The sequence below is a fragment of the Tsukamurella pulmonis genome (assembly GCF_900103175.1).
Classification (GTDB): Bacteria; Actinomycetota; Actinomycetes; order Mycobacteriales; family Mycobacteriaceae; genus Tsukamurella; species Tsukamurella pulmonis.
In genome coordinates, this window is sequence record NZ_FNLF01000002.1 from 4,277,038 (window position 1) to 4,292,675 (window position 15,638).

At 72.3% G+C, this 15,638-nt stretch carries 17 protein-coding genes and 1 pseudogene; 8 read left to right on the top strand and 10 right to left on the bottom strand.

The window, feature by feature from the left end; all coding sequences use genetic code 11:
* The first annotated feature begins 14 nt into the window (after nt 1-14).
* Nucleotides 15-2,339, top strand: a complete 2,325-nt coding sequence (locus tag BLQ62_RS21160) for an Rv0361 family membrane protein (protein WP_068564154.1) — start codon at nt 15-17, stop codon at nt 2,337-2,339.
* A complete protein-coding gene (locus BLQ62_RS21165; protein ID WP_115391312.1) occupies nt 2,336-2,848 on the top strand; it encodes a hypothetical protein in 513 nt (170 codons plus the stop codon). Before BLQ62_RS21160 ends, BLQ62_RS21165 begins: the two co-directional genes overlap by 4 nt.
* Here BLQ62_RS21165 and fbaA read toward each other — a convergent pair whose 3' ends face one another.
* Nucleotides 2,849-3,877, bottom strand: a complete 1,029-nt coding sequence (fbaA, locus tag BLQ62_RS21170; RefSeq protein ID WP_068531217.1) for a class II fructose-bisphosphate aldolase — start codon at nt 3,875-3,877, stop codon at nt 2,849-2,851.
* A gap of 49 nt (nt 3,878-3,926) precedes the next feature.
* On the opposite strand from fbaA, the gene BLQ62_RS21175 reads away from it, so the two are divergent.
* The 4 genes and pseudogenes from BLQ62_RS21175 (at nt 3,927) to BLQ62_RS21190 (ending at nt 8,860) form a co-directional block, all read left to right on the top strand.
* Nucleotides 3,927-5,798 (top strand): Na+/H+ antiporter, encoded by a 1,872-nt coding sequence (locus BLQ62_RS21175; protein ID WP_068531214.1) that lies wholly within the window; start codon nt 3,927-3,929, stop codon nt 5,796-5,798.
* 57 nt (nt 5,799-5,855) lie between these two features.
* Nucleotides 5,856-6,551, top strand: a complete 696-nt coding sequence (locus BLQ62_RS21180; protein ID WP_068564665.1) for a DedA family protein — start codon at nt 5,856-5,858, stop codon at nt 6,549-6,551.
* A gap of 8 nt (nt 6,552-6,559) precedes the next feature.
* The gene (locus BLQ62_RS21185) at nt 6,560-7,195 is read left to right on the top strand and encodes a DedA family protein (RefSeq protein ID WP_170842927.1); all 636 of its coding nucleotides are present in this window, start codon (nt 6,560-6,562) and stop codon (nt 7,193-7,195) included.
* A gap of 1 nt (nt 7,196) precedes the next feature.
* A pseudogene (locus tag BLQ62_RS21190) lies at nt 7,197-8,860 on the top strand (ABC-F family ATP-binding cassette domain-containing protein).
* 6 nt (nt 8,861-8,866) lie between these two features.
* On the opposite strand, the gene BLQ62_RS21195 reads toward BLQ62_RS21190, so the two are convergent.
* Nucleotides 8,867-9,157: a type II toxin-antitoxin system RelE/ParE family toxin gene (locus tag BLQ62_RS21195; protein ID WP_068564151.1), complete on the bottom strand. Its 291-nt coding sequence runs from the start codon at nt 9,155-9,157 to the stop codon at nt 8,867-8,869.
* Complete coding sequence (locus BLQ62_RS21200; protein ID WP_068564149.1) at nt 9,154-9,387, bottom strand: type II toxin-antitoxin system ParD family antitoxin; 234 nt, start codon at nt 9,385-9,387, stop codon at nt 9,154-9,156. Before BLQ62_RS21200 ends, BLQ62_RS21195 begins: the two co-directional genes overlap by 4 nt.
* 134 nt (nt 9,388-9,521) lie before the next feature.
* Between BLQ62_RS21200 and BLQ62_RS21205 the strand changes: the two genes are divergently transcribed.
* Nucleotides 9,522-10,439 (top strand): oxygenase MpaB family protein, encoded by a 918-nt coding sequence (locus BLQ62_RS21205; RefSeq protein ID WP_068564147.1) that lies wholly within the window; start codon nt 9,522-9,524, stop codon nt 10,437-10,439.
* A 76-nt stretch (nt 10,440-10,515) separates the two neighbouring features.
* Here BLQ62_RS21205 and BLQ62_RS21210 read toward each other — a convergent pair whose 3' ends face one another.
* On the bottom strand, nt 10,516-10,995 hold the full coding sequence (locus BLQ62_RS21210; protein ID WP_068564145.1) for a sigma factor-like helix-turn-helix DNA-binding protein: 480 nt from the start codon (nt 10,993-10,995) through the stop codon (nt 10,516-10,518).
* A 100-nt stretch (nt 10,996-11,095) separates the two neighbouring features.
* Between BLQ62_RS21210 and BLQ62_RS21215 the strand changes: the two genes are divergently transcribed.
* Nucleotides 11,096-11,629 (top strand): PadR family transcriptional regulator, encoded by a 534-nt coding sequence (locus tag BLQ62_RS21215; protein ID WP_068564143.1) that lies wholly within the window; start codon nt 11,096-11,098, stop codon nt 11,627-11,629.
* 6 nt (nt 11,630-11,635) lie between these two features.
* On the opposite strand, the gene BLQ62_RS24250 is transcribed toward BLQ62_RS21215, so the two are convergent.
* The 6 genes from BLQ62_RS24250 to BLQ62_RS21240 are packed head-to-tail and all read right to left on the bottom strand — an operon-like array spanning nt 11,636 to nt 15,608.
* Complete coding sequence (locus BLQ62_RS24250; protein ID WP_231857529.1) at nt 11,636-11,821, bottom strand: alpha/beta fold hydrolase; 186 nt, start codon at nt 11,819-11,821, stop codon at nt 11,636-11,638.
* Nucleotides 11,818-12,480, bottom strand: a complete 663-nt coding sequence (locus BLQ62_RS21220; RefSeq protein ID WP_231857528.1) for an alpha/beta fold hydrolase — start codon at nt 12,478-12,480, stop codon at nt 11,818-11,820. Before BLQ62_RS21220 ends, BLQ62_RS24250 begins: the two co-directional genes overlap by 4 nt.
* A gap of 7 nt (nt 12,481-12,487) precedes the next feature.
* Nucleotides 12,488-13,603: a glycoside hydrolase family 76 protein gene (locus BLQ62_RS21225; protein WP_068564141.1), complete on the bottom strand. Its 1,116-nt coding sequence runs from the start codon at nt 13,601-13,603 to the stop codon at nt 12,488-12,490.
* Nucleotides 13,604-13,660: 57 nt separating this feature from the next.
* The gene (locus BLQ62_RS21230; protein WP_068531186.1) at nt 13,661-14,356 is read right to left on the bottom strand and encodes a TrmH family RNA methyltransferase; all 696 of its coding nucleotides are present in this window, start codon (nt 14,354-14,356) and stop codon (nt 13,661-13,663) included.
* Complete coding sequence (gene pyrE / locus BLQ62_RS21235) at nt 14,353-14,916, bottom strand: orotate phosphoribosyltransferase (protein WP_068531183.1); 564 nt, start codon at nt 14,914-14,916, stop codon at nt 14,353-14,355. Before pyrE ends, BLQ62_RS21230 begins: the two co-directional genes overlap by 4 nt.
* Nucleotides 14,913-15,608: a type III secretion system chaperone family protein gene (locus tag BLQ62_RS21240; RefSeq protein WP_133298736.1), complete on the bottom strand. Its 696-nt coding sequence runs from the start codon at nt 15,606-15,608 to the stop codon at nt 14,913-14,915. Before BLQ62_RS21240 ends, pyrE begins: the two co-directional genes overlap by 4 nt.
* Nucleotides 15,609-15,638 lie beyond the last annotated feature (30 nt).

Here is a 15,638-nt window from a genome sequence, read left to right on the forward strand (position 1 = left end):
CGCTAGGGTGTCAGGTGTTCCGCGTGTGGCACGCCGCCGCGGAGGAGGAACCGAACACGATCGAGGGGATGGCGGAAGCGATGGCGCGGGATGACCACCGGGGACCACTGTCGCGACTGCGGGACCTGCGCGGACGCCTCGCGTCGTGGCCCGCGGCACCGCTGCACGAGCACGAGGACACCGCCGGCTCGCTCGGCAGCGCCCCCGCCGACGCCGTGACCCCCTCGCGGTCGGACTCCCTCGCGCAGCTCGTCCAGGACGCAGCGCCCACCCCCACGCCGGGCGAGGCCGAGACCACCGCCATCCCGGTCGACGGTGCGCCGTCCTCCGGCGACTCGTCGTCGGCACCCGCCTCGCCGTCGGACGCGGAGACGCGGGTGCTGCCCGCCGCCGGTCGCGCGCTCGTCGACGAGAAGGCCGCGCAGGACGAGGACGAGGGGGACGCCGAGGGCGAGGACGACGCGTCCGCCCCGGACGACGATGCCGGTTCCGCTGAGACCGATGCGGACGAGACCGCCGCGGAGGAGACCGCCGACGAAGCGGCTGCGGCGGAGGAAGATTCCGACGAGGCGGCTGCGGCGGAGGAGGACTCCGACGAGGAGCCGAGCGAGCCCGAGGCCGCCGAGACCGACGCCGCCGAGACCGACGCCGCCGAGACCGACGCCGCGGAGACCGGGGCCGCGGCTGCGGCGTCGCCGCTGCGCACCGTGGGGCCGGTAGTGACCACCTCCCCCGCCGCCGAGGGCGCCGACGCCGAGACCGAGGTACTCCCGGTGGTCCAGCGCCCCAGCGACGCCGAGACCACCGCTTTCGCCGTGCCGCACACCACGGAGGAGACCGCGGACGCCGAGTCCGACGAGGCGGACGACACGACCGACGAGGCCGAGGGCCTGGCCGACTCCGATGCCGAGGACACCGCGGAGCCGGACACCGACGCCGCCGCGGACAACGTCGAGGACGGGACCACAGACCCCGAACCCGCCGCCGAGGCCGAGGCCGCCGCCGAGGCTGACAACGAGGCCGAGGCGACGGATGCGGAGGACACCGCGGGCGCAGGCGCCGTCGCTGCGGGGATCACCGGTGCCGCCGGAGTAGCGGCGGTGGCGGCAGCGGCGGGTGCCGCCGACGCGGACTCCGACGCGGCCGCGACCGCGGACGACGCGGCGCAGGCCGACGACGGTGACGACGCCGACGAGCCCGAGACCCACGGCGACGCACCCGCGGAGGACGAGCAGACGGACGCGGAGGACGCGGCCGCCGACGACGACAGCGCCGCCGAGGATGTCCAGGGCGATGAGGACGTCCCGGGCGATGACGCGGACGACACCGCACCGGCAGCGGCCGACGGCGCGGACCAGGACGGCGAGCCGGCCGAGGCCGACGACGAGCCGGCCGACGATGCATCGGCCGAAGCCGCCGAAACGGAAGCCGACGAGGCCGAGGGCACTGAGGCCGAGGGCGCCGCTGCGGCGTCGCCGCTGCGCACCGTCGGACCGGTCCGGACCGACGCCCCGGACGCCGAGGCGACCACGGACGACGCCGAGCAGAGCGCGCCGGACGAGGAGGCGGAGGACACCGCCGACAGCCAGACTCCTACCGCCGAGGAGACCGAGGCCGAGACCACGGCGATCCCCGTCGCGCGGCCGGACCAGGCGACGATCGACACCGAGCTGCCCGACGCGACCCCCGCGACCGAGGTGCTCCCCCTCGCGCCGCTGGCGAAGTCCGCTCCGGCGGAGCCGGCGCCCGGCGAGACCGCGCCCGGGACCGCGACGCCGCCGGCCGAGACGTCGGCGACGCCCGACCCCGCCTGGGCGGAGACCGCGCCCCAGGAGATCGCGCCCCGGCAGTCGCCGGCCTACTTCGCGCCGGCGAACGGTGCCGACGCTCCGCCCAAGAACCGCCGCGTGCTGTGGATCGCCGCGGCCGCGGTGATCGCGGTGGTCATCGTCGCCGCGATCGCGCTGCTGGTACCCAAGTCGAGTTCGGAATCGTCGCAGGACCCGCGGCAGCAGGCCGCGAACGCGACCACCTCCTTCATCGACGCGGTGGGCCGCGGCGATCTGGCCGCGCTGCGCCAGCAGACCTGCGGCGGCGCCAAGGCGTACTACGACCGGATGGACGAGGCGCAGTGGCAGCGCGTCCACGGCAACGCCAAGGCCGACGGGCTGCTCCCCGAACTCGACGGGCTGCAGGCGATCGACGTGCGCGACGACAAGGCGGAGGTCCAGGTCGAGGTGCACTACGCGAACAAGCCGAGCGCGAAGGTGCGCAACACGCTCACCCTCGAGAAGGACGCGGACACCTGGAAGGTGTGCACCCGCGTCGGCGGACGATGAGCGGCCCGTCGGAGGAGCCCACGCTCCGCAACCCCGGGCTCCCGGGTCGCCCCGATCCGGCCGCGCCCGCGGCGGACCGGGCGCGATCGGCACCGTCGGAGCCCAAGCTCGCGTACTCCGAGGTCCCGGACCCGCCCACGCCCCGCACCGACCGGATCGCGCGCGGCGCGGGCCGGGTGGCGCCGCCCCGTCGGTCGGCCACGCCGCCGGCCGCGGCCCCGCACCGGATGGCGCCGCGCCCGCACACCCCGCACCCGCACCCGCACCGTCCGGCCGCGCCGCCCGCGCGGGCGGCGCAGGCCCGGCGGGCACCGCAGGCCCGTCCCGCACCGCCGCGCGCCGCGGCCCCGGCCGCCCCCGCTCCGCAGGCACCGGAGGCCCCGGCCGCACCCGCCGCAGCGCCGGCCCCGCAACGCACACGGCCGCGGCTCACCGGCCCGGAATGGGCGGCGGCCGCGGCCATGATCGTGCTCGTGCTGGCCGTCCTGCTCGGACTGGCCCTCGCCTAGCTACTTCGCGCTGATCGACTTGCCGGCGGAGTGCAGGTCGTTGCAGGCCTCGACGACACGCTCGGCCATCGAGGTCTCGGCCTTCTTCAGGTAGGCGCGCGGATCGTAGGTCTTCTTGTTGCCGACCTCGCCGTCGATCTTCAGGACGCCGTCGTAGTTGCTGAACATATGGCCCGCGACGGGGCGGGTGAAGGCGTACTGGGTATCGGTGTCGACGTTCATCTTCACCACGCCGTAGCTCAGCGACTCCTCGATCTCGCTCTTGAGCGAACCCGAACCGCCGTGGAAGACGAACTCGAACGGCTTGCTGCCCTCGGGCAGGCCCAGCTTCTTCGCGGCCACGGCCTGGCCGTCGCGCAGGACGGTCGGGCGCAGCTTGACGTTGCCCGGCTTGTAGACGCCGTGGACGTTGCCGAACGTGGCGGCCAGCAGGTAACCGTCCGTGCCCAGCGCGTCGACGGTCTTCGCGAAGTCCTCGTCGGAGGTGAACAGCTTGTCGTTGATCTCGTTCTCGACGCCGTCCTCCTCGCCGCCGACCACGCCGATCTCGATCTCCAGGATGATGTTGGCGGCCTTCGACTTGGCCAGCAGCTCCTGCGCGATCTCCAGGTTCTCCTCCAGCGGCACCGCCGAGCCGTCCCACATGTGCGACTGGAACAGCGGGTTCTGCCCGTTGTCGACGCGCTCCTGCGAGATCGCGAGCAGCGGCCGCACGTAGGTGTCCAGCTTGTCCTTCGGGCAGTGGTCGGTGTGCAGCGCGACGGTCACGTCGTACTGGGCCGCCACGACGTGCGCGAACTCGGCGAGCGCGACCGCGCCGACGACCATGTCCTTGACGCCCAGGCCGGAACCGAACTCCGAACCGCCCGTCGAGAACTGGATGATGCCGTCACTGCCCGCGTCGGCGAACCCCTTGATCGCGGCATTGATCGTCTCGCTCGACGTGCAGTTGATCGCCGGGTAGGCGTAACCGCCCTCGCGAGCGCGGTCCAGCATCTCCCGGTAGGCCTCGGGGGTTGCGATGGGCATGTCTGTCCTCCTGAGCGGTTCGGCGTTTCCAGGTGCAAGACTATCGCCCATGGAGCTCGCTGTTGGGCTGGTAGCCCTCGTGGCCACGGTTCTCGTGGTCAGTGCTTTCTGCGACCGTCTCGGTCTGGCCGCGCCGCTGGTGCTGACGGTGGTCGGTATCGGCGCCTCGTTCATCCCGGCCGTCCCCGAGGTGCCGCTCAACCCCGACGTGGTGCTGCTCGGCCTCCTGCCGCCGCTGCTCTACGCCGCTGCGTCGAAGGCCTCGCTCGTCGACTTCAAGGAGAACATCCGCCCGATCGGGATGCTGTCGGTCGGGCTGGTGCTGTTCACCGCCGGCGCCGTGGGCGTGGTGACCTCCTACCTGCTCGACATCCCGTTCGCCGCGGGCCTGGCGCTCGGCGCCATCGTCGGGCCGCCGGACGCCGTGGCCGCGACCGCCGTGGGCCGCCGCATCGGCCTACCGCGCCGGGTCACGACGCTGCTCGAGGGCGAGTCGCTGTTCAACGACGCCACGTCGATCGTGCTGCTCCGCACGGCCATCGCCGCGGTCGCGGGGACCATCGGCTTCTGGCAGGTCCTGGGCTCGTTCGCGCTGAGCGCGATCGGCGGCGTGCTCGTCGGCGGCCTCGCCGCGCTGCTGATCCGGTTCGCGCTGCGCCGGCTCACCGACCCGGTGCTCACCACCGGCATCAGCCTGATCAGCCCGTGGATCGCCTACCTGCCCGCCGAGCACATCCACGCCTCGGGCGTGGTGGCGACGGTCGTCGCGGGGCTCATCGTCGCGTACAAGGCGCCCACGGATCAGACGGCCGTCGGCCGGATGTCGGCGCGCATCAACTGGAACACCGTCCAGTTCCTCCTGGAGAACGCCGTCTTCCTGTTGATCGGCCTGCAGATGCGCACGATCTTCGAGGGCGCCGACCAGTCGCCCATCGGCTGGCCGCTGATCATCACCACCTGCGTCGCCGTGATGCTCACCGTGATCCTCGCGCGGATCGTGTGGTGCGCCCCGTCGGCGCTGATCGCGATCAAGGTCGACGACGCGAGCGAGCGCCTGAGCCCGGGCGAGACGGCCGTGCTGTCCTGGGCCGGCATGCGCGGTGTGGTCACGCTCGCGGCGGCGTTCATCCTCCCGTTCGACTTCCCCGACCGCGAGGTCCTGGTCTTCGCCGCGATGGTCGTGGTGGCGGGCAGCCTCCTGATCCAGGGGTCGACGCTGCCCGCGCTGGCGAAGCTGCTCCGCGTGCAGGGGCCCAACGCACGCACCGACGCCCTGCAGCAGGCCGTCGTCATGCGGGCCGCCCTCAACGCGGGCCTCGCGCGCCTCGACGAGATCGCCGCCAGCCCGGAGAACACCGTCCCGGCCACCGTGCTCGACGGTGTGCGCGAGCACACCATCAGCCGCGAGCGAGCGTTCTGGGAGCGGCTCGGCCCGGACGCGGCGAACACGCCCGCGGCGCAGCTGCGCGCCGTCCGCCTGCAGATGATCGACGCCGAACGCGCCGAGGTGCTGCGCATGCGCGACGCGGGGCAGGGCGATCACGAGGTCCTCGAGCAGGTGCTCTCCACCTTCGACGTCGAAGAGGCGATGCTCGAGGTGTCCGCCGTCCGCAGTGAGAGGATCGCCGTGGCCGAACTCCTCACTCCTCCGTGGGCCCAGGACGAGTGTGCCCACATCCGGGTCTCCGACGAGGTCGCCGACCCGGTGGCGCTCAGCGAGACCTGCCTCGAGTGCGTGGCGGAGGGGCATGATCCGGTCGCGCTGCGACTGTGCCTGAGCTGCGGACACGTCGGCTGCTGCGACTCCTCGGAGGGCAAGCATGCGACGGCGCACTACGAGCAGACCAACCATCCGGTGATCCGGAGTTTCCAGTCCGGTGAGTCGTGGCGCTGGTGCTACGTGGACGAACTGTTGAAATAGAGCCGGTATCCTGGTTCGGTGCCTCTCAACGACCTGACTCTGGCCGCCTCGACCACCATGCAGGCGTTCGCCCTCAAGGACATCACCGACCCGGTCGCCGTCCTCAACGCCTTCGGCGGCATCGCCCTGGTGGGCCTGCTGCTGGTGGTGTTCATCGAATCCGGAGTGCTGTTCCCCGTCCTCCCCGGTGACTCGCTGCTGTTCGTCGCCGGGCTGCTGACCGCCGCCGGAACGGGCGCAGCGGTCGGCGAAGCCACCTACACCGGCTCGGCGATGTCGCTGCCCGTCCTCCTGATCGCCACGCCCATCGCCGCGATCCTCGGATCGCAGGTCGGGTACGTCATCGGCCGGTTCGGCGGGGAGAAGTTCTTCTCGCCCGACGCGCGTTTCCTCAAGACCAAGTACCTCGACGAGTCCCATGAGTTCTTCGAGAAGTACGGTCCCGCGACGCTGATCCTCGCCCGTTTCGTGCCCTTCGTGCGCACCTTCGCCCCCATCGCCGCCGGCGCGGCCAAGATGAACTACATCAAGTTCATCGTGTGGAACGCCATCGGCGCCGTGATCTGGGCCGACGGCATCATCCTGCTGGGCGTCTGGCTCGGCAAGATCGACTGGGTCCGCGACAACATCGACAAGATCTTCATCGGCATCGTGCTCGTCTCGGTGCTACCCATCGTGTGGGGCGTGGTGAAGAAGTACCTCGCGGGGCGGCGCGAGGCCGCCGCCGACACCGGCGCCGACACCGGCGCGTAGGCCCGCCCGTGCTCGAATTCGTCCAGAGCGCCGGGCCGGTGATGATCTGGCTCGTCGTGGCCGGATTCGTCTTCTGCGAGTGCGCCTTCATCATCGGGCTGTTCCTGCCCGGCGATTCACTGCTGCTCACCGCGGGGCTGGCGATGGCCACCACCGGCCACTCCGCCGCCTCGGTGTGGGGGCTGGCCTTCGCCGCTTTCCTCGCTGCGATCGCCGGCAACCACGTGGGCTACGGGATCGGCGCGAAGATGGGCGATCACGTGCTCGCCAAGAAGGACGGCCGCTACCTCAACGCGCACAACCTGCACCGGGTCAAGGAGCTGATGGACAAGCACGGCTTCTTCTCCGTGCTCATCGCCCGCTGGATCCCGTGGGTGCGCACGCTGTGCCCGCTGGTCGCGGGCGCGGTCGGCATGGACAAGCGGAAGTTCACCCTCGCCTCGGTGCTCGGCTCGCTGATCTGGGCGCCGTTCCTCCTGCTCGTGGGGTACTACGCCTCGTCGGCGCTGGAGGACTACAAGTGGGTCCTGGACTGGGCGCTGCGCGGCATGATCGTCATGCTCGTCGTGGGCACGATCGTCGGGATCGTCGGCTACCGCCGCGAGATGTCCAAACCGAACGTCTCCGTCGACCTCGAAGACTGACGTGACCGTCCTGCAGACCCGCGACCTGTCCGTCGCCTACGCCGACCGCACCCTGTTCTCCGGGCTCGACCTGGTGATCGCGCCGGGCGACGTGGTGGGGCTGGTGGGCGCCAACGGGGCCGGCAAGTCGACGCTGCTGACCCTCCTGGCCGGGCTCCGCGCCGACGGCGGGCCCGAGGTCACCGGCACCGTCGAGCTCTCCCCCGCCGACGCCGAGGTGGGCTACCTGGCGCAGGAGCACGAGCGCCGGCCCGGCGAGACCGTGGCGCAGTTCGTCGCGCGGCGCACCGGCGTCGCGGCGGCGCAGGCCGCGATGGACGCTGCCGCCGAGGCGCTGGCCACCGATCCCGGCGAGGACCACTACACGCCCGCGCTCGACCGCTGGCTCGCGCTCGGCGGCGCCGATCTCGAGCAGCGCCTCGAGAGCATCCTCGCGGAGGTCGGGCTGCCCGACGGTGCCGCGGAGATGACGGGACTCTCCGGCGGGCAGGCCGCCCGCGCCGGCCTCGCGGCGGTGCTGGCCTCGCGGCGGTGCTGGCCTCGCGCTACGACGTGCTGCTGCTCGACGAGCCCACCAACGACCTCGACCTGGCCGGCCTGGAGCTGCTCGAGCGCTTCGTCGCCGACGCCCCGACCGCGATCGTCGTGGTCTCGCACGACCGCGAGTTCCTCGCCCGGACGGTGACCGTCGTCGTCGAGCTCGACCTCGCGCAGCAGCAGATCGGCGTCTACGGCGGCGGCTACGAGGCCTACCTCGTGGAGCGGGACGTCGCGCGCCGGCACGCCCGCGAGGAGTACGAGCAGTACGCCGGAAAGCTCTCCGACCTGCAGGACCGCGCGCAGATGCAGCGCAACTGGATGGAGCACGGCGTGCGCAACGCGCGCCGGAAGATGAAGAACGGGTCCGATCCCGACAAGGCGGGCCGCAAGGCGCGGCTCGAGTCGACGGAGAAGCAGGCGTCGAAGGCGCGGCAGACCGAGCGGGCCATCGAGCGGCTCGAGGTGGTCGCCGAGCCGCGCAAGGAGTGGGAACTGCGGATGGCGATCGCCGCGGCCCCGCGCAGCGGCACCGTCGTCGTGACGGCGACGGGCGCCACCGTCGCGTACCCCGGGCTCACCGTCGGGCCGGTGACCGTGAGCGTCGAGTACGGCGACCGGATCCTGCTCACGGGCCCGAACGGGGCCGGCAAGTCCACCCTCCTCGGGTTGTTGCTGGGACGACTCACCCCGTCCGCGGGCTCGGTCGCGCTCGGCTCCGGGGTCGAGATCGGCGAAGTCGATCAGGCCCGCGGGCGCTTCCTCGCCGACGGTCCGCTGCTCGACGCGTTCTGCGCGGAGGTGCCGGACACGCCGCCGGCCGACGTGCGGACGCTGCTCGCGAAGTTCGGACTGCGCGGGGACGCCGTGCTGCGGCCCGCCTCGTCGCTCTCCCCCGGCGAGCGCACGCGCGCCGCGCTGGCGCTGCTGCAGGCCCGCGGGGTGAACCTGCTCGTGCTCGACGAGCCCACGAACCATCTCGATCTGCCCGCGATCGAGCAGCTCGAGCAGGCCGTCGAGTCCTTCGACGGCACCGTCATCCTGGTCACGCACGACCGCCGGATGCTCGACACCGTCCGCGCGACGCGCCGCTGGCGCATGGCCGACGGTGCCCTGACCGAGGCCTGAGTCCCGTCAGAGGTGCCGCGTGGGGTCCATCCGCTGATGCAGGACGCGGACGACGTCCACGCCGTCGATGCGGGGTCGGTAGAAGATCAGATCGCTCCCCATGGCGTACCGTCGGTAACCTTCGCGGACGTCGTCACATGCGCGACCCCGATCGGGGTCCTCAGCGATCCGTTCGATCGCGGCGCGGATCTCGACCAGGTAAGTCTCCGCCTGGCGGACGCCCCAGCGCTCCTCCGTGTAGTCCCAGATCGATGAGAGGTCGCGTCGTGCGGCAGGAGTGAGCCGATAGCCGGTCACGACTTCTTGGCGGCGATGAATTCGTCGAAGTCGAAGGCCTCCGGCGTTCCGCCCTCCTCGCCCTCGATGAGGGCGCCGCGAAGTGTCGCCATCCGGGTCTCGTGGTCCTCGAGCATGCGGAGCCCGGCACGCACCACTTCGCTCGCTGACCGGTACCGGCCCGTCGCGACCTCGCGCGCGAGGAACTCCGTCATGTGGTCGTCGAGGCTGATCGACGTGTTCGTCGCCATGAGTGCAAGGTACCAATGATTGGTAACGGACGCTCGCAGAGTCGTTCCGGAACACCGGCGAGCCCCTGCATGTGACCCCTTGCACATCTGCATAAGTCGACTTACAGTGAGATTCACCCCACCGAGGAGACGGCATGCAGAAGATCGACCGCAACCGCGGCCTGAACCCGGAGACCGACTACGTCGAGATCTCGCGGAACCTCGGGACGTACGACTTCCCGTGGGACATCACCCAGGCGCTGAGCTTCGCGCTGTTCCGCACGTACGCCGTGCCCAGCATCGGCCGCCTCCTGGCGGACACGGGCGAGTTCACCGAGCGCGTGCAGAAGCGCTACGACGACACGGCGCTCCTGCTGGAGGTGCCGCTGCTCAAGGGCTTCGCCAGCCCCGAGGGCAGGGCGGCCGTCCGGCGGATCAACCAGATGCACAAGATGTACGACATCTCCGACGACGACATGCGGTACGTGCTGTGCACCTTCGTCGTGGTCCCGATCCGCTGGATCGCGGACTACGGCTGGCGCGACCTCACCGAGGCGGAGCAGCTCGCGACGGTCCGCTACTACCAGGCCCTGGGCAAGCACATGGCGATCCCGGACATCCCCGCCGACTACGACGCGTTCGCCGACTACATGGACCGCTACGAGGCCGAGCACTTCGCCTTCGACGAGGGTGCCCGCCGCGTCGCCGACTCCACCCTCGACCTGCTCAAGAGCTTCTACTTCGCGCCCGTTCGCCCGGCGATCGGCGTCTTCAGCCGGGCGCTCATGGACCCGCCGCTGCTCGCCGCCTTCCACTACGACGATCCGGGGCCCGTCGTGCGCCGGCTCTCCGTCGGTGCGATGAAGCTGCGCGCCCGCCTCCTCGCCGCCCTGCCGTCGCGGCGCACGCCCGCGCTGGTGCGGAACAACCACCGGATCCGCAGCTACCCGAACGGATTCCGCACCGAAGCTCTGGGCACCTTCGCCCCGGGGTGCCCCGTGCACCGCAGCACCGCCGTCGACCCCGTCGTCGGCACCGCCGCCGGCCCGGCCACCGCCGGCGAGGGCCGCTAGCACCGGCGAGGTCCGTTAGGGCCGGCGAGAGACGAGGCCGAGCGCGCCGGCGCAAGGGTGCGTCGCACGACCGCCGTTACCGAGCGCACCCGCCTCGCTGCTCGACGCGCGCACGCAGCTCCGAGAGCGCCTGATGCTGACCGAGCCGGATCGCGGCTGCCGTGCAGCCGAGCACGGCCCCCGCCTCCTCCGCGGACAGGCCGACGACCACGCGCAGGATGAGGATCTCGCGGTGACGGGCGGGCAGGCCGTCGACGGGCGATCCCCCGATCGCCCCGGCCCGCCCGCCCGACCGCGTCGCGGCGTCGGCCGCGATGCGGTACACGAAGGTTGCGAAGTGCTGATCTCGCAGCCGGTACCCGGGCAGTGACGCCAGTACCGCACCGCACACCTCGCGCGCCAGTTCGTCCGCGCGTCCACCCGACGCGGACACCCGGGCCCGGCAGTACCGCACCACCGGCGGGCGGATCACCGTCAGCACCTCACGGACTGCGCGCTGGTCGCCGCGCTGCGCCGCGCGCACGATGCGGGTGAAATACACACCGCTCCAGTCCATCAGGCCCCTCCGTCGTCGGTGATCCCGAGCTGGCTCCCTTCGCGAGTGACACTACCTTCCTATTCTGACATGTCAATTATGACATGTTAGATTGCTGGCCATGAGTCTCCGCTACGCCGCGCTCGGTCTGCTCTCCAAGCGGCCCGGCAGCGGCTACGACCTGCTGCGGCGGTTCGAGCGGTCGATCGGCAACTTCTGGGTGGCCACGCAGAGCCAGCTCTACACCGAGCTGGGCAAGCTCGAGAAGGACGGGTTCATCGAGGTCGTCGACACTGGGCCGCGCTCGCGCAAGGTCTACTCCGCGACCGACGCCGGCCGCGCCGACCTCACGGAGTGGATCAGTCGCCCGGTCATCGACACCCCGCCCCGCAACACCAAGCTCCTCCGGGCCTTCCTCCTCACGGAGGTCGACGACGCCGTCGCGGACCGGTTCTTCGAGACCGTCATCGCCGATGCGCAGGAGCGCATCGCCGCCCTCACCGCGGTCCGCGACGGGCTGCCCGAGCTCGAGAACGTCTCCGCGTTCGACCGGATCTCCATCGACCACGCCCTGCGGCACAGCCGCACCGACATCGAATGGGCCACCGCCGCAGCGGAGTACCTCGCGAGCGAGCGCGACCGCCCCACCCCGTAGCGGGCCCTACTCGAGCCCTCCCCCGTGCAGGGCGTGCGCGCGGAGCGCGGAGATCACCGCGTCCCACGTCGACGGTGGCGGGATCTCGTGCCCCGGTCCGTGCAGCACGAGCAACCGCCCGCCGGGGATCATCCGCGCGAGGGCCTCGCCGTGCGCGAGCGGGAACAGCGGGTCGTCCGCGCTGTGGATCACCAGCGTCGGGGCGGCGATGGCCGCGGGGTCGACGGGCGGCGCAGGTTCGGCGAGGAAGTGATTTCCCTGTTCCGCGTGCGACGCACCTCGCGCGTCGCGATCGCCCGCGTCCGATCCTCGTCGAGACCGTTCGGCCCGACGTAGGGCCGCTCGATCGCCACGCGGTGGTCGATGACGGCGGCCTCGTCCGACCAGTCGATCGCCGGCGGCGGCTCCGCGAAGCCCGCCCGCACCGCCGGTGCGGGGCCGGGCAGGGGGCGACCCGGCTCGCCGCCCGCCGGACTGGACTCGATCAGCGTCAGGGTCCGCACTCGCGAAGGCGCATCGACCGCCACCGCCTGCGCGATGCCGCCGCCCATGGACATGCCGACCAGGTGCGCCGCGTCGATGCCCAGGGCGTCGAGGATCCGCACCGGGTCGGCGGCGAGGTCGGCACCGGTGTAGTCCGGCGCACCGGGCGGCGAGGCGCTGGATTCGCCGGTGTCCCGGTGGTCGTAGCGGATCACCCGCAGGTCGTCAGCGGCGAGCAGGGCGCAGAACTCCGGCGTCCACCAGTCCATCGACTGGCCGCCGCCGGCGATGAGGAGTACCGCCGGGGCGTCGTCCGGGCCGACGACGTCCACCGCGAGGGCGGCACCGTCGACCTGGACGACCCGCACGACGGCCTCAGCCCCGCGCCAGCGCGGCGGCGGCCTCCATGGCCATCCAGCCGCCGATCTGCACGGAGAGGTCGCGCTCGGGCGTCTGGCTGGAGCGGACGGTGCCGCCGGTGAAGTAGGCGGGCGCGTCACCGGTGCCGGGGATGCGTGCGTCGCGGGTCCAGTCCGCGGAGAACAGCACGCGCCCGTCGAGCTCACGGGCGCCGCGCCACGCCGCCTCGGCGGAGGCGAAGACGATGTCCGAGGCCATCGAGCGGGCGTCCTCGGCGCCCGGACCGCGCAGCGCGCGGGCGGCGAGCGCGAGGTAGCGGATGAGGATGCCGTTGAACAGGCCGCCGTCGCCGCCGTCGCCGCCGGTGATCACGTCGCCCTCGGTCATGTGATCGGCGACCGCGGCGATGAGGCCGGCGGCGCGCACGGCGTGCGTGGGCGCGAGGTCCGAGGACAGCTCCGTGTCCAGCCCGATGGTGACGCCCTGGTTGTAGGAGTACTTCTCCGGGTAGATCTTCCCGACGTCGGGATGCTCGTAATCGCCGTCGACCCCGTCGTTGATGAGGCCGGTCTCCAGGTCGAGCAGCCGCCGGTAGAGCCAGTCCGAGGTCTCCTCCGCCCGCTCGAACCGGCCCATCCGAGCGAGGAAGATGCCGGCCGGGCCGTTGGCGGGCGCGTTGAGGAACAGGCCCTTGGTGCGCCAGGTGATGCCGCCGCCGGCCTCGGGGACCCAGGCGTCGAACAGCACGTCGCGCAGCACCCGCAGCCGACGGTCCGCGTTCAGCCCCGCGTGCCGCTGCGCCCGCTCGAGCGCGAGCCCCATCCAGGCCATGTCGTCGTAGTAGGAATTGGTCACGCGCAGCAGGTTGCGCAGCCGGTGACCGCGCGCGATGCGCAGCACCAGCTTGCGCGTGGACGGTGCGCCGTCCCGGACGTAGGCGTCCACCGCCACGTCGAGCAGGTGCGCCTGCCACCAGTAGTTCCAGCTGAAGAACAGGGCCTCGCGCCGCGTCGCGGGGTAGGCGGGCGTGCCGAGCAGCGTGCCGGGGATGCCCCAGACGGGCTTGAGGTGCCGCTCGACGACCGCGGCCTGCGCCGCGGCCGCGCGCTGATTCCACTCGACCGAACTCATGGTGACATCACATCACGGGTGGCCGACACGTGCACGTCCCCGCAGGTCAGCGGGCAGTCACCAGGCGGTGTCGAGGTCCGCGTGCTCGCGGACCCAGGCGTGCATCGCGATGCCGGCCGCCACGCCCACGTTGATCGAGCGGGTCGAGCCGAACTGGGCGATCGACACCGTCGACCCCGCGACGTGCCGCGCGTCGCCGGAGACGCCCGGCCCCTCCTGCCCGAACAGGAGCAGGCACCGTCGGGGCAGTGCGGCGCGCTCCAGCGGCACCGAGCCCGGCAGGTTGTCGACGGCGACGATGGGCAGGTCGCGCTCGGCGCACCAGGCGGCGAGCGCGTCGGTGTCCGGGTGGTGGTGCAGGTGCTGGTAGCGGTCGGTGACCATGGCGCCGCGCCGGTTCCACCGCTTGCGCCCGACGATGTGCACCGCCTGCGCCCCGAAGGCGTTCGCGGTGCGCACGACGGTGCCGATGTTGGCGTCGTGACCGAGGTTCTCGATGGCCACGTGGAAGGGATGGCGGCGGGCGTCGAGATCGGCGACGATCGCCTCCCGCGTCCAGTACCGGTACGGGTCGACCACGTTGCGCCGGTCGCCCTCGGCGAGCAGTTCCGGGTCGTAGCGGGCGCCGGTGGGGGCGGGCTCGCCGGGATGCTCCTGCGCCCACGGCCCCAGCCCGACGGTGTGCGGTCCGGGCACGCCCGTGATCCACTCGGTCGGCCCGAGCCCGTCGTCGGGGCCGGGCTCGGTCGTCACAGCCCCAGGTCGGCGAGGCCGAGCACCGAGCGGTACTCCAGCCCCTCGGCGGCGATCACGTCCGCCGCGCTGGTGGCCCGATCGACGACGGTGGCGACGCCGACGACCTCGGCGCCGACGTCGCGCAGCGCGCGGACGGCGGTGAGTGGCGAGTTGCCGGTGGTGGTCGTGTCCTCGACGACGAGCACGCGCTTGCCCACGACGTCGGGCCCCTCGACCTGGCGCTGCATGCCGTGCGCCTTGGCGGCCTTGCGGACCACGAAGGCGTCGATGGGGCGGCCGGGCGCGTGCATGACCGCCGTGGCGACCGGATCGGCACCGAGGGTCAGGCCGCCGACGGCGACGTAGTCCCAGTCGGCGGTGAGCTCGCGCAGCAGCGCGCCGATCAGCGGCGCCGCCTCGTGGTGCAGCGTCGCGCGCCGCAGGTCGACGTAGTAGTCGGCCTCGATGCCGCTGGAGAGCGTCACCTTGCCGTGCACGACGGCGAGCTCGCGGACGAGCTCCGCCAGCCGGGCCTTCGCGACGGAGTCGAGCGGCACGGCGCCGAGCGGTGAGGTCATCGTCCGGACTCCTTGCCGGAGCGGACGGGCACGGGCTGGCCCGGATCGCGGGGGCCGCCGGCCGTGACGACGCGCGCGTGGCCCTCGGGAGGGAGGACGCGCAGCAGGTCGCCGAAACGGCGGACGGCCTCGAGCGCCTCGTCGAGGTCATCGGGGTCGCCGGTGGCGGTCATGGACGCCAGCGTCCACTCGCCCTCGTTCCACAGCGTCTCGATGTAGTCGGGCACCTGCTCGGCGAAGCCGATCATCCGGCGGTCGGCGACGCGGCGCGCGACCTCGGCGTTGTTGGTGTAGAGCACCCGCGGGCCCAGGGCGCCGAGCGGCTCCATGCCGGGCTCGGTGGGGGCCGGCGCGCCCTCGCGCCGCAGGTCGAGCAGTGCGCCCGAAGAGGCGCCCCGGCTCACCGCCGCGATCGTGGCGGCGCCCTCCAGGTCGAAGACGTAGGCGGCGGCACCGAAGTAGCTGCCGAAGGCCACGTCGACGATCGCGGGATCGCCGGCGACGACCATCCCGCCGCGGTGGAACTCGTCGTGCAGCGACGGGTCCGACGCGGAGTAGACGAACTCGCGCTCGGCGGCCCAATCGGCGCGCTCGGAGTTCATGGCGGGCGAGTGGTTGCGCTCATACCAGATGAGCGCGGCGGCCAGCGCCGCGCAGACCACCGCGAGGATCAGGAACACTACGTACGACATCGCCACCTACACTAGCGCGTCGACCGGGGA

What these genes read in the sequence shown, in the direction of transcription:
- BLQ62_RS21165 (WP_115391312.1), top strand. Translation starts at nt 2,336, where the DNA reads ATGAGCGGCCCGTCGGAGGAGCCCACGCTCCGCAACCCCGGGCTCCCG.
- fbaA (WP_068531217.1), bottom strand. Translation starts at nt 3,877, where the DNA reads ATGCCCATCGCAACCCCCGAGGCCTACCGGGAGATGCTGGACCGCGCT.
- BLQ62_RS21175 (WP_068531214.1), top strand. Translation starts at nt 3,927, where the DNA reads ATGGAGCTCGCTGTTGGGCTGGTAGCCCTCGTGGCCACGGTTCTCGTG.
- BLQ62_RS21180 (WP_068564665.1), top strand. Translation starts at nt 5,856, where the DNA reads ATGCAGGCGTTCGCCCTCAAGGACATCACCGACCCGGTCGCCGTCCTC.
- BLQ62_RS21200 (WP_068564149.1), bottom strand. Translation starts at nt 9,387, where the DNA reads ATGGCGACGAACACGTCGATCAGCCTCGACGACCACATGACGGAGTTC.
- BLQ62_RS21205 (WP_068564147.1), top strand. Translation starts at nt 9,522, where the DNA reads ATGCAGAAGATCGACCGCAACCGCGGCCTGAACCCGGAGACCGACTAC.
- BLQ62_RS21210 (WP_068564145.1), bottom strand. Translation starts at nt 10,995, where the DNA reads ATGGACTGGAGCGGTGTGTATTTCACCCGCATCGTGCGCGCGGCGCAG.
- BLQ62_RS21215 (WP_068564143.1), top strand. Translation starts at nt 11,096, where the DNA reads ATGAGTCTCCGCTACGCCGCGCTCGGTCTGCTCTCCAAGCGGCCCGGC.
- BLQ62_RS21225 (WP_068564141.1), bottom strand. Translation starts at nt 13,603, where the DNA reads ATGAGTTCGGTCGAGTGGAATCAGCGCGCGGCCGCGGCGCAGGCCGCG.
- pyrE (WP_068531183.1), bottom strand. Translation starts at nt 14,916, where the DNA reads ATGACCTCACCGCTCGGCGCCGTGCCGCTCGACTCCGTCGCGAAGGCC.
- BLQ62_RS21240 (WP_133298736.1), bottom strand. Translation starts at nt 15,608, where the DNA reads ATGTCGTACGTAGTGTTCCTGATCCTCGCGGTGGTCTGCGCGGCGCTG.